Genomic DNA, 19,222 nt, shown 5'->3' with positions numbered 1-19,222 from the left:
CGCATAGCTACTTCCGAGCGACGAGGATCACCGCACCGTCTTTGCCCGCCTCTTCGGCATGTTCGATATTCTTGTCCAGAATACAGGTCTCGCCCGCAAGATAACGTGGGGCGCCAACTGCAGTATTGAGGATGAATTCGCCTTCCACAACATAGACGAATGACACTTGACCATGGACATGCGGGGCGCTGCGCGACAGCGGCTCGAAGCGCACCTGTTTCGGTGCGCCATAGCCCTCTTCCTTGCAGGTCTGTTCAAATGCTTCGGGTGTCATTGGATTTGACCTTATCTACAGCAGAGGCGTTGACGCGCCTCAAGATTAATCGAACATGTCCGGGTGGTCGATCACCAACTGGTTCCAGATGGTCTGGAAGTGCAGCCATCCGATATACTCGCTGCCCACGTGTTCGCGGCTGTAGCGTGCCCGGTCGTCCGGAATGCGGATCGGTTCGATCCTTGACGCGGCGATGTCGAGCTGTTGTTTGCAGCACCGCTCGAGCGCGATGAACCAGAAGGCCGCGGCCTCGATGCTGTGGCGGCTCGCTGTCAGCAGGCCATGGTTTTGATGCAGCGCAGCCTTCACACCCTTGAACGCCTTGGCCACGTCGGAGCCTGCGTGGTTCTCCACTGCGACCTGTCCGCCTTGCTCTCCGATCACCACATGATCCTCGAAGAAGGCGCAGGCGTCCTGCGTGATCGGATCGATCGGGCGGCCTGTTGCGCACCACGCGGTGCCGTACATGGTGTGCGCGTGGCACATCGCGATGATGTCGGGATGTTCTTCGTGAACGTTGGCGTGCAACACGAATCCCGCGCGGTTCACCGCATACTCCCCTTCGATCACCGTGCCTTCGTGGTCGACGAGGATCAGGTTCGACATCTTCACTTTGTCGAAGTGGATGCACATCGGGTTCGTCCAGTAGAGTTCCGGGCGCTCCGGATCGCGCACCGTCAGGTGGCCTGCAAAGCCATAGTCGAACCCCTGCTGCGCGAAGGCGCGGCAGGCCGCGACGAGCCGTTCCTTGCGGTGACGCCGCTCGTCTTCCACGGATTGAAACGCGGGCAGTTCAGGGAAGATCAATCCCTCCTGCTCGGGCTGATAGATGGAGACGCGTTTGCCGAGATCGAGCATGAGGACATTACTTTCCGGAAGAATAAGGAGGTTGAGAGGAACGGCGCCCCTGAGCAAGGGGCGCCACCCGTTGGCTTAGATGTTTTGCGCGCTCATCTCGCGGGCAATGTGATCCGCTTGCCGGATCGCCAGCGCCACGATGGTCAGCGTCGGGTTTTCCGCCGCGCCGGTTGTGAACTGCGAGCCGTCCGAGACGAACAGGTTCGCGATGTCGTGGGTCTGACCCCATTTGTTGACAACACCGTCGCGGGCTTTTTCCGACATACGGTTAGTGCCAAGGTTATGCGTCGAGGGATAGGGCGGCGTCGGGAAGGTCCGCGTCGCTCCAACCGCATCGTAGATTGCCTGACCTTGCTTGTAGGCGTGATTGCGCATCGCAACGTCATTCGGGTGATCGTCGAAATGCACATTGGCGACAGGCAGGCCCCATTGGTCCTTGACGTCATGGTTGAGCGTGACGCGGTTGGTTTCCTGCGGCATATCCTCGCCCACGATCCACATACCCGCCATGTTCTCGTACTGGTCGAGAGCGGACGTAAACTCACGGCCCCAAGCGCCCGGATCGAGGAAGGCAGCCATGAACGGCAGACCTAGGCTGAGAGTTTCAAGCTCGTAGCCACCTACGAAACCGCGGGACGTATCGTGCCGCGCCTCATCTTGGATGATACCGGCCATCGTCGTGCCGCGCCACATTTTGACGGGCTTGTCGAACACACCGTAAACAGACCCGGTCACGTGGCGCATGTAGTTGCGGCCGACCTGACCCGAGCTGTTGGCGAGTCCATCAGGAAACATCGACGAGGCCGAGTTAAGCAGCAGGCGGGGGCTTTCGAACGTGTTACCTGCCACGCATACGATGCGCGCTTTCTGCATGTGCAGATTGCCGTCCTTGTCGAAATACTCGACGCCCGTGACTTTGCCCGCTTCATTGTGCAGAATCCGCGCCGCGTGACATTCGGAGCGGACTTCGAGATTGCCGGTGGCTTCACCTTCGGGAATATCGACATAGCCTGCCGACCACTTCGCGCCCCACTTGCAGCCTTGGAAGCAGAAGCCGGTCTGCTGACACATCAGCCGATCCCGTTTGTCGTCCGAATTGATCGCCATGCGCCCAGTATGAACGTTCTGGTACCCGAGCGCCTTGGCGCCTTTCTCGAACACTTTGTAGTTGTTGTTGCCAGGCAATCCTGGGCGGTCCCCTGTGCGGGTCACGCCAAGCTTGTCTTCGGCTTTGGTGTACCAGGGCGCCATTTCATCCGCGTCGATGGGCCAGTCGAGAAGACTCGCACCCTGCACGTTGCCGTAGGTCGTCGCGGCCTTCCATTCATGCTTTTGAAAGCGCAGCGAGGCCCCTGCCCAGTGCTGCGTGGTCCCGCCCACGGATTTCACGATCCATGCGGGCAAGCCGGAGAAGTCTTTCGCGACGCGCCAGTCACCCGAGGTTGTCCGGGGGTCCAGCCACGCCAGTTGGCCGAAGCTTTCCCATTCGTCGTTGATAAAGTCCTCCGGGTAGTGCCGCGCGCCCGCTTCCAGCGAGACGACACTTACGCCCTTTTGAGCCAATTCGTTTGCCAGAACACCGCCGCCTGCGCCGGTGCCGATGATGACGACCACAGTGTCGTCGTTCAGATCAAATGGTGCAGCCATAAGTCTGTCCTCCCCTATGGCTTAAAGCCAGTTTATGTCGTTGAAACCGCGATCGATGTAGCCGCCGTACTCGAAGGACGCGCCCTCGTAGCCAAAGATCGGCCAGACCGCTTTCTGGTTGTAAAGGCCGGTCACCAGCCCGCCGCGGATCTGTTGGAAAAACGCGCTTTCCTCCATACCGCGCAGGATGTCGACCCGGTCGCGCTCCCAGCCGGTGTCCAGATAGCTGGAGTGACCTTTTCCCTTTGCAGCGGCATTGAGCGCAGCAACACCGGCCTCGACGCCCTCTGCGGCCTCTGGCGTATCGTAGCCTTTGACGGCAAGGACGTAGTACTCGTCGGCGACCTGATCGTGCGGATAGATATCCCGTGCCATCTGCACGAGTGTTGCCATCGTTTCAGGCTTGAGAGCTGCTGTTTGCATCGCCCAGGCACCGTTCGGAGCTGCCAGAAAACCGGAGCCGACCATGAAAGACGCGCCAGCAGCGGTCGCCCGCGACAAGAGCTGGCGCCGTGTGAGCCCCTTGGGGCTGACAGTATCAGACATCTTTGTTCCTCCCTTTGATGTCATTTGAACCGACCACCGCGCTGGAGCACCTCGATCTGGTACCCGTCAGGATCAGCCACGAAAAAGAACCGCGCGACGGTCTCGCCCGCGGGTGCGAAGTCTACGAGTTTGCGAGGGGCCAGACCTTCGGCTTCGAAGCGGGCGTGCTCGGTGTCCAGATCGTCGACCGACACTGCAAGGTGGCCGTACCCGTTACCCAGATCGTAGGGCTCGGACTGGTCCTTGTTCACTGTCAGTTCGAGCTCGAACTCGGTTTCAGGGTTGCTGAGATAGATCAGCGTGAAGGTCGGAAAATCCAGCCGGTCGGCAACTTTCAAGCCGAAGGCGGTGTCATAAAATTGAACAGATCGGTCCTCATCGAGGACCCGGATCATGGAATGTATCTGTTTGGCCAAAGTGCGCTCCTGCAGTCTTTAGTGTCGAATTGCAGGATAGCGGAGGGACCCATAGGGCCGGGTAGTATGTGATTACTACCCGCAAGGTTTTTTTCGGTGCAGAGTCTGTCTTATTCGGCAGCGATTGCAGTGGCCGGTTCAGAGCAAGAGATCTCCATGAATTTCAAACACGCACACCGCAACAGCGACGTGAAATTCGACGGCTCTCCCCGGCGCTCCAAGACCTCGGAGTGCAATGTGGAAATGAAAAGAGGGGTCGTCACACCGTCGCGGGCAGCGATGTCATCCAAGGTTGCCCAAAACGCGTTCTCCAGCCGAATCGACGTGCTTTGCCCGTTCAGGCGCAGGCGACGTGTTGTGCAGGCATATCTTTCAGGGTCCTGTCCCGCGAAGACTTCACACATGGCTTTCCTCCCTCCATAGCTGTATGTCACTCTTGTATTTCGTATACGAAATTCAGTAATGTGTCTAGAACTGCACTTAGGCTTTTGATTTACCTGAAGACCGAGGAGAGAACATATGGATGCGATCAAGCCGCCGAAAACTCTGTCAGAGCAGACACATGACATCTTACTCAACGCCATATGTTCCGGTGAATTCGAACCAGGACAGAGGCTGAATCAAGACGAGATTGCTGCACGCCTCCAAGTTTCCCGACAACCCGTTAACAGCGCGATTTCAGTTCTAAAGGCGAGCGGATTCGTCGAAGACACAGGGCGTCGGGGGGTAGTGGTTTCGCAAATCAGTGTTGACCAATTCCTGTCGATCTTTGAGCTCCGAAGTGCTCTTGAACCTTTCGCTATCCGCCTCGCCCATCAACGCAAGCCGGTCGATGCAGCAAAGCAAGCGCAGGATATGCTCAAGCGTGGCTGGATCGCCGTCGCATCGAAAGATGTCAGTTTGCAGATCAACCTGGACTACGAGTTCCATGAGATGATTTATGGCTGGGCCGGCAACCCCGCCATCCGGGACACAATGAGAACAAACTGGAATCATATCCGCCGTTCGATGGGCGTTGTTCTTCGCCGGGGGGTCGCGTCGAAAACCTCTTGGGAGGAACATGACAGGATTATTGCAGCGTTAATGCGCAGCGACGTGGAACTTGCTGAGCACGAAATGAGACAGCACATAGAACGCGCTCAGGAAAAAACTGCAGCTCTGCTTTCAGAGTGTTAGTCGTTCTCACAGGTTCTACTGGATTGGAAAATATCATGCTATATGACCGGCCGCTCTGGGCTCTCACCCGGCATTCGCCGCGCGCTGTCTTAACGGCAGGTCTAGGAATTTCGGTCATTCGCTGCGCCGCGATTGGACTGGTAAAATGCGGACTCCGCAGACATTGATGTTTTGTCATGTTGCCAACGCAGCGTTCATTCGCATCTGCGGCAGATTGCACACTGTGTTGCGGCAGATGCCGTCAGACCGGTCGTTCACAAGACTCGCTTTGGCCAAAGTTGAAACTGTACATTCGCCGCTACCAGGCCGGACACGAAAAACGCGGGTACAACGCAATTTCGCTGCAAGAACTATCAACGAACGCGGCTACGCATTGCGACAATGCATTCAGCAGATCGGGCGGTAGGCAGACGTCCTCATCTATGGTGCTATCATTCTCATCGTGTTCCGGCTTCATCTCAGACACCCACGAAATCTCTCTGTTCAAACCCGGGCAAAGAGGCCTCCTGACGCGCACCGGCTCCACAGTCAACCATAGTGCTTGCCGTGGAAACGCCGCCACGCCTCATTTGGTCCAGAACGTCTCTTGCGGAATGCCGCTGGCCACGGGGCTGTCGATAGACAACGTTGCGAAAGCGATGGTCTGCGTCAGTTGGATTATCTCGTGGACAAGGCGCGTTGCAAGACGGTTGCGGTTTCCGTTTTTGGAACCAGATCAAGGCTGTTCTCGATCCTCAGCAAGTGGCGGTCCATCAATTCGACCGCCTCATCGGCTTTGCCCGAAAAGACGAGATCGGACAGAAGGCGGTGTTCATCCACCTCGCATTCACTCGATTTTTCGGTTTCATAGATTGCAATGATCAGGGACGACCGGGCGATCAGTTCGCGCACAAATCGCGCCATTATGGGGCTTTCCGCCTGATCGGCCAGGACCTGATGGTAACGGCCGCATCGTTGGATCACGCGCGCAACGTCGCCAGTAGTTCGCGCCTCTTCCTCAGAATGCAGGTGTTCGCTCAATGCCCGATGCATCGTGTCATCGCGGCGTTCTGCTGCCCGACGGATCAGGTGCCCCTCGATGAGCCGCCGCGCGCGAAATACTTCTAGCGCTTCTTCTACCGAAGGGCGGGCGACAAAAGCACCTTTGTTCGGTTGCAATTCGACCACGTGATCAGAGGCAAGTCGCGACAAGGCCGCGCGGATGCGAGTCCGTCCCACCCCGTACAGCTCGCACAATTCGTCCTCGCGCAGATGGGTGCCGGGATGGAGTTTGTGATCTACGATCGCGTCGAAAACGCTTCGGTAGATGTGGTCGGATCCCGTGTGAGAGGCCGAAGCACCTGTGGCCCTATCCGAGTTGCCGTCCATTCTCTTCATCTTTGGGTGTCCTTTCCGAACGAGCACTTTGAACACATGACGACAAGCTTAAGCTCGTCACGTCAATGCGCCCGTAAACTATACCAGCGGATTCTTGGAAATAAAAACCTTGACTGCATACAAAGATCGTATACAATAAAGAGAGCCGCCGACAGAAGCGGGAATTCTACCCCAACACGGAGAACAAGATGACAATCTCAAATCGCTTGAAGACCGGCCTTGCCGTGAGCGTCATGGCTGCTCTGCTCGCCGGAACGGCCGGCGCGAACACCCTGCGGATGGCCGATTCCACGGACATTGCCGCCATGGATCCTCATTCAATGACCGAAAGTAACACGATCGGTTTCCTCAACCACGTCTATGAAGGCTTGGTGCGCTATAACGACAAGCTCGAGGTAGAGCCTGCCCTTGCGACCGGCTGGGAATTCGTCGAGCCGACGCGCCTGCGCTTTTCGCTTCGCGAAGGTGTGAGTTTCCACAATGGAAATCCTTTCACCGCCGATGACGTTGTGGCCTCTCTCAATCGCGCGGCCCACGAGTCGTCGCCGGTAAAAAGCAACATTCCTGGCATGGAAGCGGTCGAAAAGGTGGATGACTTCACCGTCGATCTGGTTCTGGCCGGCCCCGATCCGATCGTCCTGAATTACCTGACCAACATTCTGGTTCTTGATCGCGAATGGATGGAGGAACACGATGCCCTGTTGCCGGCGGATGTCCGCGGCGGGCGTGAGGGCTACGCTGTGGCCAACTCGAACGGCACCGGCCCTTTCAAGCTTGAAAGTCGGCAGCCGGATGCACGCACGGTGCTGACAGTCAACGAAGGTTGGTGGGACGAGCCGAAACACAATCTGACGCGGATCGAATTCAGCCCGATCGGATCGGATGCGACGAGGATTGCGGCGCTGTTGTCGGGCGAGCTCGATTTCATCACTCCCGCGCCACTTCAGGATGTCGAACGCATTGACCGTTCGGAAGGCGCATCGGTGATTATCGCTCCGGCCCTGCGGACGATCATGCTTGGCATGAACCAGCATGAAAAACTGCACAATTCCAACCTGACCGATTCAAATCCCTTGCAGGATCAACGGGTGCGTCTGGCGATGTGGAAGGCCATAGACATGGACCTGATCCGCCAGAAGATCATGCGTGAAATGTCCCGGAACTCGGGGTTGCTCGTGGCCCCTGCAGTGCCCGGCTATGATGCGGCCCTGGATGTGATACCGCAGACCGACGCAGAGGCAGCAAAGGCCCTGCTGGCGGAAGCTGGGTATCCCGATGGCTTCGAAGTTGGTTTTGACTGCCCGAACGATCGCTACGTCAATGACGAGGAGATTTGCCAGGCGATTACCGCCATGTGGTCACGGATCGGCGTTGACGCACAGCTGAATGCACAGACAAAATCCAAGCACTTCGAAAAGGTCCTGTCCGGAAACACCGACATCTTCATGGTTGGTTGGGCGACCCTTCCCATGCTGGACACCTACAGTGTCATGTCTGCGCTTTTGCACACTCCGAGCGATCGCATGGGGGCCTGGAACCCCGGCGGCTACAAGAGTTCCGCGATTGATGAATTGACGGCCAAAGTCGCCGTGGAACTGGACCCGGCCAAGCGGACAGCCATGATGAGCGAAGCACTGAAAATTGCGCGCGATGATGTGGCCATGATCCCCCTGCACCAACAGCCGCTGGCCTGGGCCGTACGTGACGGGGTCTCTATCCCTATCACTGCCGACAACAAGCCGCGCCTGTGGTACGCTATGGTCGAGTAGACCCAATGGATCGCGGGCCCGGTCATGGGCCCGCGATCATCGTCCCCATCGACCTCTCCCTAGCACTCGTAGGAGCGCTTAATGACCGCTTTCGTTTTAAGACGGCTGGCTCAGTCTATCATCGTGATGCTGGCCGTGGCCCTGATCGCCTTCACGATGTTTCGTTTCATCGGAGATCCTGTAAACAGCATGTTGCCCGAGAACGCGACAGCACAGGACCGGCAGGAACTGCGTGAACAACTTGGACTCAATGAAACGGTGACGGTTCAGTTCACCCGTTTTGTCACCGGTGCGGTACAGGGGGAATTCGGAATTTCCTATCGCAACAAGCGCCCGGTTGCCGACATGATCGCCGAACGTCTGCCTGCCACGTTAGAGCTGGTTCTGGCCGCGGCAATCTTTTCGCTTCTGCTTGGTGTGCCGATGGGGATCTACACGGCGCTGAACCCCAAAGGGGTTCTGAGCAATCTGCTCAATGTGCTGTCATTGATCGGCATTTCCGTGCCAACATTCGTTACGGGAATCCTGCTGATCCTGGTGTTCTCGGTATGGCTGAACTGGTTGCCGTCGTTCGGACGCGGCGAGACGGTACAGATCGGATGGTGGAGCACCGGTTTTCTGACCCTGAGCGGTATCAAGTCATTGATCTTGCCCGCCGTGATGCTGGGGCTTTTTCAGGTAACGCTGATCATGCGCCTTGTTCGGGCCGAGATGATGGAAGTCCTGCGATCTGAATTCGTGCGCTTCGCCCGGGCGCGCGGCCTGACCAATCGGGCAGTGCATTTTGGCCATGCGCTCGGCAATACGCTGATGCCTGTAATCACCATCGTCGGGCTTCAACTCGGCTCCATGATCGCCTTTGCCATCATCACCGAAACGGTGTTCCAGTGGCCCGGAATGGGGCTGCTGTTCATTCAGGCGGTCGTCTTTGGCGATATTCCGGTCATGTCGGCCTACCTGGTGCTTGTGGCGCTGGTTTTTGTCGCGATCAACATGATCGTTGATCTTCTCTACTTCGCGATCGACCCGCGCCTTTCGGTGCGGGGGTGAGGGACGTTCGTCATGCCTTTTGAAAAATCATCCAAATCCCGGATCGCGACCTTCCTGCAAAGCGATCTGTTCTATCGCTTCCGCACCTCCTATGTCACGGTTGTTGCGACATTGGTCACGCTGCTGATCATCGCCGCGGCTCTGCTGGCACCTGTCATCGCGCCGCATGATCCGTTTGACGTATCTACGCTCAGCTTGTGGGACAGTGAGCTGCCGCCGGTCTGGGCCGAGGGGGGCGATCCGCGCTTTCTGCTCGGCACCGACAACCAGGGGCGCGACGTGCTGTCCGCCATTCTCTACGGGTCGCGCATATCGCTGGCGGTGGGGTTTGTCAGCGTTGTGCTGGCAATGGCGCTTGGCACCGTCGTTGGGTTGATCAGCGGGTATTTTGGCGGAGCGATCGACGCACTCTTCATGCGTATTGCTGACGTGATGCTCAGCTTTCCGACCATTCTGGTGGCGCTTCTGATCAGTGGCATCGCCCGCGGTGCGCTGCCCCGCGAGATGCACGACAACGCGGCGCTGGTCGTGCTGGTGTTTGCGATCACGATCACAACCTGGGTGCAATATGCCCGAACCGTGCGCAGTTCAACGATGGTGGAACGCTCCCGCGAGTATGTCTATGCCGCGCAGCTTGTCGGGCGGCGTCCTTTTGCGATCCTGTTCAGCCATATCCTGCCCAACGTGATGGGGCCGGTGCTGGTGATTGCAACGATCAACCTGGCGATGGCCATCCTGATCGAGGCGACGCTGTCGTTCCTTGGCGTTGGCATGCCGCCCACCAATCCGTCGCTGGGCACCCTGATCCGGGTTGGAAACGAATATCTGTTCTCGGGCATCTGGTGGGTGGTGATCTTTCCTTCGCTGACGCTTGTCACGCTTGTCCTGGCGGTCAACCTGCTTGGCGACTGGCTGCGTGACGCTCTCAACCCCAAACTGCGCTGAAAGGAGCGGAGGTCATGACGACGCAACAAAATCCCGTACTGAGTGTGCGCGATCTTTCCATCTGCTTTGACACGCGGTTCGGACCGCTGCGCGCGGTGGACGGCATCACCTTTGATCTGGCGCCCGGCGAGATACTTGGCATGGTCGGTGAATCCGGCGCCGGAAAGTCGCTGACCGGCACGGCGATCACCGGGCTGCTCGAGCGGCCAGGTCGCATCGACAGGGGCGAAATTCATTTCGAGGGTCAGCGCATCGACACGCTGTCCGCCGAAGAGATGCGACGCCTGCGCGGTCGCAAGATCGGAGCCATTTTCCAGGACCCGCTGACCAGCCTCAATCCGCTGATGACCGTGGGGCAGCAGTTGGTCCAGACCATCCGCACCCACCTGAAGCTTGGTCAGGCGGCGGCCCGCCAGCGGGCGATCGATTTCCTAGCCGAGGTGGGCATCCCCGCTCCCGAAGCCCGTGTTGACCAGTATCCGCATCAGTTCTCGGGCGGCATGCGGCAGCGCGTGGTCATCGCGCTGGCGCTTTGTGCCGAACCGTCGCTGGTCATTGCCGACGAACCCACGACGGCACTGGATGTGTCCATTCAGGCGCAGATCCTAGACTTGCTCAAGAAGATGTGCCGCGATCACGGTGCGGCAGTCATCCTTGTCACGCATGACATGGGCGTGATCGCCGAAACGGCAGACCGTGTGGCGGTCATGTATTCCGGCCGGATCGTCGAGATCGGTCCGGTCGAAAAAGTAGTGCGCGATCCCCACCACCCCTATTCATCGGGCCTGATGCAATCGATCCCTCGCGTGGGTTCCGGCGTGGAGCGTCTGACCCAGATCGACGGAGCCATGCCGCAGCTGACCGATCTGCCGGGGGGATGCGCCTTTCACCCCCGTTGCCCACGCGCCCTTTCCGAGTGCAAGATCACCCAGCCGACGCCGGTGCCGGTCGGTAGCGGTCAGGTCGCCTGCCATTTGTTCCAGGGAGAAACGGCATGAATGCGAACGCCCCCCTCCTGTCCGTTCAGGGCCTGTCGAAAACCTTTGATCTGTCGGCGCCATTCCTCAACCGGCTCATCGAGCGGAAGGGCAGGCAATATCTGCGGGCCGTTGACGGGCTGAGTATCGATATCCCGCGCGGTACGACTTTCAGTCTCGTTGGCGAGTCCGGATGCGGCAAATCCACCGTCGCCAAGCTGGCCGTCGGGCTGCACAAGGCGACATCGGGAACCATCCGCTTTGACGGGGCCGATCTGACAGGGCGTGCTGCCGCCGACCGCGGTGATTTTCGCAAACGCATCCAGATGATCTTTCAGGACCCATATGCCAGTCTCAACCCGCGCTGGCGCGTCCGCGACATCATCGCCGAGCCGCTTCGCAGTTTTGGCATCACCAACGGCAAGGAAGAAGAACGCGCCGAGGTCGGGCGACTGCTGGAGATGGTCGGACTGTCCGCTCAAGATGGCGAAAAGTTCCCGCATGAATTTTCGGGCGGTCAGCGCCAGCGTATCTCGATTGCGCGGGCGATCTCATCCAAGCCCGAGTTCCTTGTTTGTGATGAGCCGACCTCGGCGTTGGATGTTTCTGTCCAAAGTCAGGTGCTCAACCTGATGCGCGATCTCCAGAACGAGCTTGGGCTGACCTACCTGTTTATCAGCCACGACCTTGCGGTGGTGGATTTCATGTCAGACTTTGTCGGCGTAATGTATCTGGGCCGCCTGGTCGAAACCGGGCCCGCCGGTCAGATTTTTTCGGCCCCCGAACACCCTTACACCCGGCTGCTGATGGACACCGTGCCCGATATCGATCTTGGCCGGCGTGATCGCATACCGGTTGTCGGAGAGGTGCCCAACCCGATCGACCCGCCGCCGGGCTGTTCGTTCAATCCACGCTGCCCGCTGGCGAATGCGCGCTGCCGTCAGGAGGTTCCGGCGCTGATCCCGCGCGAGGACGGCACCGTCGTTGCCTGCCATGCCGTGGTCGAAGGGCGCAAGGCAGGCGACGCGGCGGACATGCGGTGCACAGGAGAAAAAGCCTGATGGACTTCGATTTCGAAATGCTCCCCCCGTCTGACCGTTACCGGTTGCTTTGCAGTTTTGTGGCGCCGCGTCCAATCGCGCTGGTCACGACAATCGGCGAAGACGGCACGCCCAATGCCGCGCCGATGAGCTTTTTCAACGTGTTTTCACAGGATCCGCCGATCCTCATCCTTGGCATCCAGACCAAGCTGGATGGAACCGAGAAAGAAACCATTCGCAATATCCGACGCACCGGTGAGTTCACCGTGAACATGTGCGACATGAAGATCGCGCAACAGATGGTGGATTGCGGGATCAATTTCCCCGATGACGTCGACGAGCTGGCGATGACAGGGCTCAGCCATGCGCCTCCGATCAAGGTCGGCCCGCCCCGTGTAGCCGAAGCGCCTGCAGCGATGGAGTGCCGCATATCGCAAATCATCGACTACCCGCGCCGTGCAATCGTTCTGGGCGAGGTTGTACAGATGCATGTCGATGACGCCTGTCTGGATGATGCCGGCCGATACGTGCGCCCCGAGAATTATCAACCGGTCGCGCGTCTGCATGCGGACAACTACATTGTCTCCGACAGCCAGTTTGTCCTGACCGCATCGCAAGCGCTGAAGTCGGCGAATGGAAGCTAAGGAATGCATGCCATGGCGAATGACATTCTATTGAGAGGCGTCCGGCCCTTCGGTAAGGACCAGACCGACATGCTGATCCGCGATGGCCGCATCGCGCAGATTGCCCCCAATCTGCCTGAACAGTTAGGCATCAAGGAAGAGCACTGCGGTGGTGCCATCCTGTTGCCGGGCCTGGTGGAGGCGCACACCCATTTGGACAAATCCTTGTGGGGCATGGGCTGGCGCGAGCATCAGGCTGGACCGAGCCTGCGCGACAAAATCGATAATGAGCGCCGTCTGCGCCGCGAATGGGACATCGACCCACACCGGCAATCCATGCGGCAGGCCCTGCTTTCGCTTGGTCACGGATCGACCGCGATCAGAAGCCATGTCGACGTGGATACCAAGGTCGGGTTGGCCGGGATCGAAGGCGTGGCACGTACCCGCGAAGAGCTTGCCGGGCTTGTCGACATCGAGATCGTCGCCTTTCCGCAATCGGGGCTGATGTCGCGGCCGGGCACGCTCGAATTGCTGGACAAAGCCCTGCGCGGCCCGGCCGACGTGGTCGGCGGGCTGGACCCCTGCGGCATCGACGCCGACCCCAAGGGGCAGCTCGACGCGATATTCGAACTGGCCGACCGGCATGGAAAACCGCTTGATATTCACCTGCACGAACCCGGCGAGCTTGGGGCGTTCAGCATGGAGATGATCCTTGAACGTACGCACGCAATGGGGATGCAAGGGAAGGTGACGATCAGCCATGCGTTCTGTCTAGGCATGCCCGACCGGGACCGTGCCCGCGCATTGATAGAGGAATTGGCCGAATCGCAGGTTCACATTGCCACCGTTGCCACCCCGTCGCGCCCCGTCCCTCTGGTCGAGGACCTGCGTGCAGCCGGGGTCACCCTGTGCGCGGGGTCGGATGGAATTCGCGACACCTGGGGCCCTTATGGAAATGCGGACATGCTGGAGCGCGCCATGTTGCTGGGTCTGCGCAACAACCTGCGCGCCGACCGCGATGTCGAGCATGCCTTGTGGTGCTGTTCCCACGGCGGGGCGTGGGTCATGGGTTTGAAAGACTACGGCCTTGACGAAGGGTGCAGGGCCGACCTCGTTCTTGTCGATGCCGAGACGGTGACCCATGCGGTCGTCGCGCACCCGCCGCGCAAGCTCGTTCTGAAGGAGGGCCGCGTCGTCGCGCGCGGTGGGCTTAGCCTGAGGGAGGCGCCGTGATGGCCGAGCAACGCGAAACCGGCCCGGTTCTCATGACGGCCGACTGGGTAGTTGGGCACGAAAATGGGACACATGTTCTTTTGCCGAACGGCGAGGTCGTCTTTGACGATGGGGCAATCGTCTTTGTCGGCCACGAATATCCAGGAGAGGTGGCGCGCCGCATCGATTGCGGTCGGGCACTGATCGGACCGGGCTTTATCGATCTGGATGCCCTGTCCGATCTGGACACGACGGTATTGGGCCTGGACAATCAGCCGGCCTGGAAGAAAGGCCGTGTCTGGCCCGAAAGTTACATGGATGCCGGCCCCCGTGAAATGTATTCGGCCGAGGATCTGCGCTGGCAGAAGCGCTATGCATTCTCCCGTCTGATCCGCAACGGCATCACAACGGCCCTTCCCATCGCGTCGCTGTTTTATCGCGAATGGGGTGAAACCTGGGATGAATTCCAAGGCGCGGCCGAGGCCGCCCGCGAACTGGGGCTACGTGTCTATCTCGGCCCCGCCTATCGCAGCGGTAACACTTTTGTCACCGCGCAGGGTGAGATCGACTTTTTCTTTGATGAGGAGCGCGGCCTGAAAGGGCTGGCCGACGCGATCCGCTTTTGTGAAACCTTTGAAGGCCAGGCAGGCGGGTTGGTGCGCACGATGCTGGCGCCCGACCGGATCGAGACCTGCACAGAAACACTGTTGTCGCGCAGCGCTGCGGCCGTGCGTGATCTGGACGTGCCGATCAGGCTGCACTGCTGCCAGTCCGCGTTCGAATACCAAAGTGTCCTGCGCCTGCATGGCAAAGGGCCGCCGGAATGGCTCCGCGATATCGGCTTTCTGTCGTCCAGGGCAATCCTGCCGCACCTGACTTATCTGTCGGGGCTGAACGGCATCGGCCACCGGGCGCCGGACCTGCAGATACTGGCTGATGGCGGTGCCTCCCTGGCGCATTGTCCGTTGGTCATGGCCCGTGGTGGTACGAGCCTAACCTCGTTCGCGCGTTACCGCGACGCCGGTCTGACCATCGGTATGGGCACGGATACACACCCGCCGGATATGATCCTGAACATGCAAATCGGGCTGATGACCGCGCGCCTCGCTGAGCGCGATCCGCAGGCTGTCAACGCCGCCGACTTTTACAATGCTGCTACTCTGGGCGGAGCGCGGGCACTGGGACGGAGCGACCTGGGGCGGCTGAAAACGGGTGCCCGGGCGGACTTGACGGTGATCGGGCTGGATGATCCGGCCATGGGCCAGATCATCGATCCGATCCAGACAATTCTACTCAACGGGTCGGGCCGCGATGTACGTACCGTGGTGATCGACGGGCGTATCGTCATGCACGACGGTGTCATTCCCGGGATTGACCACGACGCAATGCGTGTCGGCGCGCAGGCGCGTTTTGACGGCATGGTGGCGCAATATCCAGACCGAACCTTCGGCCACCCACCGGTCGAGAAGATTTTCCAGACAACCTTTCCTCTAAAAAGCCCACGCACATGACCGATATCCTGATCCGCCACGCCACTGCCCTGACCGTCGACGCCACACGGCGCGTGATTGAGGACGCCGCCATCGCGATCACAGGCGACCGTATCACGGCGATCGGTCTGGACGCCGACCTTGCCCAGCTTGCGGAAACTTCGAAAGAGGTGATCGATGCACGCGGCATGGTTGCGCTTCCGGGGTTGATAGATTGCCATTCCCATGCCGGGCACGGCTTGGTGCGCGCCCTCGGCGCGGGAAATGTCGAAGCGTGGTTCGGAGCATGCCAAACGCTTTATGCCGGTGGTACGGATGTTGCCTTCTGGGCGGCCGAGGCGCGGCTGTCCTTGCTGGAACGGCTGCTGTCTGGCGTAACGACCTGCGTTGCCCTGCTTGGCGGTGGAGCGGATATCTACCGCACCGACGATCCAGCCTATGGCGATGCCCATTGTGCTGCGACACAGGAAAGCGGGCTGCGAACAATTCTGGCTGTCGGACCGGGGCGGGCGCCGTTCCCGCAGGTCTATCGCGACTTGTCCGGTACGGAAACCCAGGTGAGCTTTGAGCGGCAGTTGGAGGTCAGCCAGGACCTGATCCTGCGTCATGACGCGGTTCTGGACACAGGTGCGGGCGTCTGCCTTGTTATGCCGGTCTATGGGCGCGCGGATCGTGATGCGGTGCCCGAAGCAGAGCTGCAACACATGACCAACGCCGTGGCCGCGTTGCGCGAGAAAACCGGTGTGTTGCTGACACAGGATGGCCACCGAGACGGCACCATCGCCTTGGCCCACAACCTTGGCCTTCTGGGTCCGTTTGCCTTGTTGTCGCATTCTGTCGATCTGACGGAAGAAGATATTTGCGCCCTGGAAGAAACCGGCGCCGCCGTGGCCCATAACCCCAGCGCCATCATGTCGATCCTTGGCCGTTGCCCGGTTCCCGAACTGATCGAGCGGGGGGTTTGCGTGGCGCTCGGATCGGACGCGGCAGCGCCGGATCGCGGTTATGACATGTTCCGCCACATGGCGCAGGCCATGCATTACCATCGACGCCATTTTGCTGATCCATCCGTGTTGCCGCCAGGCAAGACGCTGGAAATGGCCACTATTGACGCGGCCCGTGCTCTGGGACTCGGGGACGAGATCGGCTCGCTAGAGACCGGCAAGAAGGCCGATATCGTGCTGGTCGACATGCGCAAGCCACACCTGACGCCCCCCGACATGCCGCTGCATGCGATCACCCATTTCGCCAACGCTGCCGACGTGGACAGCGTGATCGTCAATGGGCGGGTCGTTCTGCGTGGGCGCGTATCACAGACTCTGGATCCCGAAGCGGTGATCCACGAAGCGACCTCGCAGGCGCGGCGGGCTATCGAGACGGCGGGCCTGACGGATCTGCGCGGGGAGCATGACGGGCTCTGGCGGTTCGCCCGAAATCAGGATGCGAGGCGCCCGGTATGAAACTTCTGGTCATCAACCCGAACACAACCCGTTCGATGACGGACAAGATTGCCACCGTCGCCCGCGACGTCGCAAGACCCGACACAGAGATCGTGGCCACGCAGCCCCCGTCCGGCCCAGAGTGCATACAGGGATTTCTGGATATTGCACACAGTCACCGCGGCTTGCTGGAAGAGGTCAGCCAGCACAACGATGTCGACGCGATCATCGTCGCCTGTTTCGACGATACCGGGGTGGATGCGCTGCGCTGTCTCACGGACGTTCCGGTCATCGGAATTGGAGAGGCTGCTTTTCACGCCGCCACGCTGGTATCCTGCCGCTTTTCGGTGGTCACGACCCTGCCCCGCGCGGTTCCCGGTCTGGAAGACAATATCGACCGCTACGGCCTGTCGCGCCGCTGCGTCGGAATTCGCGCGGCCAATGTTCCCGTGCTCGAACTGGAAAGCGACATCGAAGGGGCGGAAGCGCTGATCTCGGCAGAGATCGAGCAGGCGGTCGCCCAGGACCACGCCGATGCGATCGTGCTGGGATGCGCCGGCATGGCGGACCTGAACGCCCGGCTGTCGGGGCGTTTCGGAATGCCGGTGATCGACGGTGTCGCCTGTGCCGTCGGAATGGCCGAGGCGCTTGTAGCGGCGGGGCTGTCTACCTCAAAAGCCGGCCCCTACGCGCGCCAGTGAGATGGGGTCTGGCCAAGCCGATTAAAGGACTGATCAGAGCACAAGCAGCCCGTGCTGCGCCTCTCCAGTCCCGCATTCATCAGGCTCGCCCAATGGGCCGCACTTCCTAATTGAGCTTGACAGACCCCATGTCTGTTACGTCCAGCGACCTGAAATTTGGCCGTCTGAGAATTGCTGCGCGGTCAAAGAATGGCCGATCTTTGCGCTGCATAGCGGCGTGGAATCTTACGCCTCTGCAGCATTTCTGGTGCTGTGAGCGCGCGCAGCGCGGAAATCAAATTCACAGGTTGGGCTCTCTCCCGCCATTTGCTGCGCTTTGTTCGAAGGGCAGCTAAGCGGCTGCGTCAAACTCTTGAACTTCCTGCAAAAGCTTCCGAAATCCCGGCTCGGGCGCGATGCACATAGTTCGATACGTGTCCAGAAACCCCAGCCAGCTCATCAGAACATGGAACAACGACAGGCGCTTGGGTCACCGATACCCGAGAAATGCCCCCGTTTATGCCCCAGTGGTTTCGGGTGTTCCGACGTCCTCTTTCCTAACCTCTAGCAGGGGTTCTATGGGGGTGGGGAATAGGTATAAGTAATGAATAGAAACCGGAGGATAGAGAGACCCGAGTATCCTCGTTCCTGATCATAATACACAGAGGGAGGAGGAGGTTATGGGGGAGATAGAGGACCCATGGCACTCGCGGCCAATCGACGTTCACCGCTGGTCGGATCACCCCGAGGTCGCTGAATTGGTCGACCGCATCTGGGACGGCTATCAGTGATGGATACTGGCTGGGGAAGCGCCTAGGAATGTGGGATTCAAACCTAGAGCTGCCTGTCAACGTCTAGTGGAGCACGATTTGCGTAGCGTCAATTTGCAATGGCAAAAAGAGTCCACTCACCGCTGGTTCCTCGGAGCTCGCGCTGTCCCATTTCGCAGAAGTCGTGATCCGATCCGAGTGTCAGGTCCTTGACCGTCTGAGACGTCAAGATTTCATCAGGTTTTGCTTCGCCCATAAGCCGTGCCGCCACATGTACTGCAACGCCAGTCAAATCCTCTCCGCGAATTTCGCATTCACCTGTATGCACTCCTGTTCGGCTTTTTAATCCTAAGTTCGCCATATCGTTGCGCAAAACCTGCGCGCAATCCAATGCGCTGGTCGGTCCACGGAATGAAAGAAGATACCCGTCTCCTGTGTGCTTGACCTTGGTTCCACCAAAAGCGGCGACACGGCGCTGCACGGTCTGATCAAGTTGGTTCAGAATGCTATGCCAGCGCTCATCACCCATCTCGGTGAGGCGCTCGGTAGAATTAACGAGATCAAGAAACACCAGAGTAAGCAGCGTTCGTTCAGCGGACACCGGTGCAGCTTCACCAGTTGCAAAAGCGCGGATTTCAGAGACCAACTGATCCTGATCTCCGTACCAAGCAATGTGGTCTTCACCGGGCAGAATCCGTAATTCCGCACCCTTGATATTAGCGGCCAAATATCTCGCATGACCCACATTGCACCAGCGGTCGCCCTCGCGGTGCACGATTAAAGTAGGGGTTTGAATCGCCTTGAGAATATGGCGGTAATCAATGTCGTAGTTCATCTGCGACAATTTCATCAAGGCGCGGGTGAGCCTCCCCAACTGAACTGGTCCACCGTTATGTTTAGGAAACGGAGGACCACGAATGGCAAACAAGAGAC

At 59.3% G+C, this 19,222-nt stretch carries 19 protein-coding genes; 11 read left to right on the top strand and 8 right to left on the bottom strand.

The genetic code is table 11. The features are described from left to right. Nucleotides 1–7 precede the first annotated feature (7 nt). The 6 genes from AC2FLO_RS17625 to AC2FLO_RS17600 form a co-directional block, all read right to left on the bottom strand. Nucleotides 8–274: a cupin domain-containing protein gene (locus AC2FLO_RS17625; RefSeq protein WP_496754968.1), complete on the bottom strand. Its 267-nt coding sequence runs from the start codon at nt 272–274 to the stop codon at nt 8–10. Between the two features lie 45 nt (nt 275–319). Further along, nucleotides 320–1,132 carry a class II aldolase/adducin family protein gene (locus AC2FLO_RS17620; protein WP_496754966.1) on the bottom strand — a complete coding sequence of 271 codons (813 nt, stop codon included), beginning with the start codon at nt 1,130–1,132 and terminating at the stop codon, nt 320–322. A 75-nt stretch (nt 1,133–1,207) separates the two neighbouring features. Next, complete coding sequence (locus AC2FLO_RS17615; protein WP_496754964.1) at nt 1,208–2,779, bottom strand: GMC family oxidoreductase; 1,572 nt, start codon at nt 2,777–2,779, stop codon at nt 1,208–1,210. Nucleotides 2,780–2,800: 21 nt separating this feature from the next. After that, the gene (locus tag AC2FLO_RS17610) at nt 2,801–3,325 is read right to left on the bottom strand and encodes a twin-arginine translocation signal domain-containing protein (protein WP_496754962.1); all 525 of its coding nucleotides are present in this window, start codon (nt 3,323–3,325) and stop codon (nt 2,801–2,803) included. Between the two features lie 20 nt (nt 3,326–3,345). Next, nucleotides 3,346–3,741 carry a VOC family protein gene (locus tag AC2FLO_RS17605; protein ID WP_496754960.1) on the bottom strand — a complete coding sequence of 132 codons (396 nt, stop codon included), beginning with the start codon at nt 3,739–3,741 and terminating at the stop codon, nt 3,346–3,348. A gap of 110 nt (nt 3,742–3,851) precedes the next feature. Next, nucleotides 3,852–4,145, bottom strand: a complete 294-nt coding sequence (locus tag AC2FLO_RS17600; protein ID WP_496754959.1) for a ribbon-helix-helix domain-containing protein — start codon at nt 4,143–4,145, stop codon at nt 3,852–3,854. A gap of 115 nt (nt 4,146–4,260) precedes the next feature. On the opposite strand from AC2FLO_RS17600, the gene AC2FLO_RS17595 reads away from it, so the two are divergent. Further along, complete coding sequence (locus AC2FLO_RS17595) at nt 4,261–4,917, top strand: GntR family transcriptional regulator (RefSeq protein WP_496754958.1); 657 nt, start codon at nt 4,261–4,263, stop codon at nt 4,915–4,917. Nucleotides 4,918–5,574: 657 nt separating this feature from the next. Here AC2FLO_RS17595 and AC2FLO_RS17590 read toward each other — a convergent pair. Beyond that, the gene (locus AC2FLO_RS17590) at nt 5,575–6,294 is read right to left on the bottom strand and encodes a GntR family transcriptional regulator (protein WP_496754956.1); all 720 of its coding nucleotides are present in this window, start codon (nt 6,292–6,294) and stop codon (nt 5,575–5,577) included. Between the two features lie 188 nt (nt 6,295–6,482). Between AC2FLO_RS17590 and AC2FLO_RS17585 the strand changes: the two genes are divergently transcribed. From AC2FLO_RS17585 to AC2FLO_RS17540, 10 genes are all read left to right on the top strand, one after another. Beyond that, on the top strand, nt 6,483–8,063 hold the full coding sequence (locus tag AC2FLO_RS17585; protein ID WP_496754954.1) for an ABC transporter substrate-binding protein: 1,581 nt from the start codon (nt 6,483–6,485) through the stop codon (nt 8,061–8,063). A gap of 81 nt (nt 8,064–8,144) precedes the next feature. Next, entirely contained in the window at nt 8,145–9,113 is a 969-nt protein-coding gene (locus tag AC2FLO_RS17580; RefSeq protein ID WP_347200676.1) for an ABC transporter permease, read from the top strand. 12 nt (nt 9,114–9,125) lie between these two features. Then, nucleotides 9,126–10,058, top strand: a complete 933-nt coding sequence (locus tag AC2FLO_RS17575) for an ABC transporter permease (RefSeq protein WP_496754952.1) — start codon at nt 9,126–9,128, stop codon at nt 10,056–10,058. A 14-nt stretch (nt 10,059–10,072) separates the two neighbouring features. After that, nucleotides 10,073–11,056, top strand: a complete 984-nt coding sequence (locus AC2FLO_RS17570) for an ABC transporter ATP-binding protein (RefSeq protein ID WP_496754950.1) — start codon at nt 10,073–10,075, stop codon at nt 11,054–11,056. After that, nucleotides 11,053–12,096, top strand: a complete 1,044-nt coding sequence (locus tag AC2FLO_RS17565) for an ABC transporter ATP-binding protein (protein WP_496754948.1) — start codon at nt 11,053–11,055, stop codon at nt 12,094–12,096. The genes AC2FLO_RS17570 and AC2FLO_RS17565 overlap by 4 nt, the downstream gene beginning before the upstream one ends. Further along, complete coding sequence (locus tag AC2FLO_RS17560) at nt 12,096–12,719, top strand: flavin reductase family protein (RefSeq protein WP_496754947.1); 624 nt, start codon at nt 12,096–12,098, stop codon at nt 12,717–12,719. The genes AC2FLO_RS17565 and AC2FLO_RS17560 overlap by 1 nt, the downstream gene beginning before the upstream one ends. Before the next feature lie 3 nt (nt 12,720–12,722). After that, entirely contained in the window at nt 12,723–13,931 is a 1,209-nt protein-coding gene (locus AC2FLO_RS17555) for an amidohydrolase family protein (protein WP_496754946.1), read from the top strand. Next, a complete protein-coding gene (locus tag AC2FLO_RS17550) occupies nt 13,931–15,421 on the top strand; it encodes an amidohydrolase family protein (RefSeq protein ID WP_496754944.1) in 1,491 nt (496 codons plus the stop codon). Before AC2FLO_RS17555 ends, AC2FLO_RS17550 begins: the two co-directional genes overlap by 1 nt. Next, a complete protein-coding gene (locus tag AC2FLO_RS17545; protein WP_496804373.1) occupies nt 15,418–16,860 on the top strand; it encodes an amidohydrolase family protein in 1,443 nt (480 codons plus the stop codon). Before AC2FLO_RS17550 ends, AC2FLO_RS17545 begins: the two co-directional genes overlap by 4 nt. After that, a complete protein-coding gene (locus tag AC2FLO_RS17540) occupies nt 16,857–17,540 on the top strand; it encodes an aspartate/glutamate racemase family protein (protein ID WP_496754941.1) in 684 nt (227 codons plus the stop codon). Before AC2FLO_RS17545 ends, AC2FLO_RS17540 begins: the two co-directional genes overlap by 4 nt. An 858-nt stretch (nt 17,541–18,398) precedes the next feature. On the opposite strand, the gene AC2FLO_RS17535 is transcribed toward AC2FLO_RS17540, so the two are convergent. Then, on the bottom strand, nt 18,399–19,222 hold an 824-nt coding region (locus AC2FLO_RS17535; protein ID WP_496811734.1), incomplete at its 5' end, for an adenylate/guanylate cyclase domain-containing protein.

Source organism: Ruegeria sp. TASC047 (genome assembly GCF_059612445.1).
This window is presented reverse-complemented; position numbering and strand designations above follow the sequence as displayed.

Bases quoted from the DNA above. Each gene is read 5' to 3' on its own strand.
- AC2FLO_RS17565 (WP_496754948.1), top strand. From the start codon at position 11,053: ATGAATGCGAACGCCCCCCTCCTGTCCGTTCAGGGCCTGTCGAAAACC.
- AC2FLO_RS17610 (WP_496754962.1), bottom strand. From the start codon at position 3,325: ATGTCTGATACTGTCAGCCCCAAGGGGCTCACACGGCGCCAGCTCTTG.
- AC2FLO_RS17625 (WP_496754968.1), bottom strand. From the start codon at position 274: ATGACACCCGAAGCATTTGAACAGACCTGCAAGGAAGAGGGCTATGGC.
- AC2FLO_RS17590 (WP_496754956.1), bottom strand. From the start codon at position 6,294: ATGAAGAGAATGGACGGCAACTCGGATAGGGCCACAGGTGCTTCGGCC.
- AC2FLO_RS17570 (WP_496754950.1), top strand. From the start codon at position 10,073: ATGACGACGCAACAAAATCCCGTACTGAGTGTGCGCGATCTTTCCATC.
- AC2FLO_RS17600 (WP_496754959.1), bottom strand. From the start codon at position 4,145: ATGTGTGAAGTCTTCGCGGGACAGGACCCTGAAAGATATGCCTGCACA.
- AC2FLO_RS17615 (WP_496754964.1), bottom strand. From the start codon at position 2,779: ATGGCTGCACCATTTGATCTGAACGACGACACTGTGGTCGTCATCATC.
- AC2FLO_RS17580 (WP_347200676.1), top strand. From the start codon at position 8,145: ATGACCGCTTTCGTTTTAAGACGGCTGGCTCAGTCTATCATCGTGATG.
- AC2FLO_RS17550 (WP_496754944.1), top strand. From the start codon at position 13,931: ATGGCCGAGCAACGCGAAACCGGCCCGGTTCTCATGACGGCCGACTGG.
- AC2FLO_RS17595 (WP_496754958.1), top strand. From the start codon at position 4,261: ATGGATGCGATCAAGCCGCCGAAAACTCTGTCAGAGCAGACACATGAC.
- AC2FLO_RS17545 (WP_496804373.1), top strand. From the start codon at position 15,418: ATGACCGATATCCTGATCCGCCACGCCACTGCCCTGACCGTCGACGCC.
- AC2FLO_RS17555 (WP_496754946.1), top strand. From the start codon at position 12,723: ATGCATGCCATGGCGAATGACATTCTATTGAGAGGCGTCCGGCCCTTC.
- AC2FLO_RS17620 (WP_496754966.1), bottom strand. From the start codon at position 1,132: ATGCTCGATCTCGGCAAACGCGTCTCCATCTATCAGCCCGAGCAGGAG.
- AC2FLO_RS17585 (WP_496754954.1), top strand. From the start codon at position 6,483: ATGACAATCTCAAATCGCTTGAAGACCGGCCTTGCCGTGAGCGTCATG.
- AC2FLO_RS17575 (WP_496754952.1), top strand. From the start codon at position 9,126: ATGCCTTTTGAAAAATCATCCAAATCCCGGATCGCGACCTTCCTGCAA.
- AC2FLO_RS17540 (WP_496754941.1), top strand. From the start codon at position 16,857: ATGAAACTTCTGGTCATCAACCCGAACACAACCCGTTCGATGACGGAC.
- AC2FLO_RS17560 (WP_496754947.1), top strand. From the start codon at position 12,096: ATGGACTTCGATTTCGAAATGCTCCCCCCGTCTGACCGTTACCGGTTG.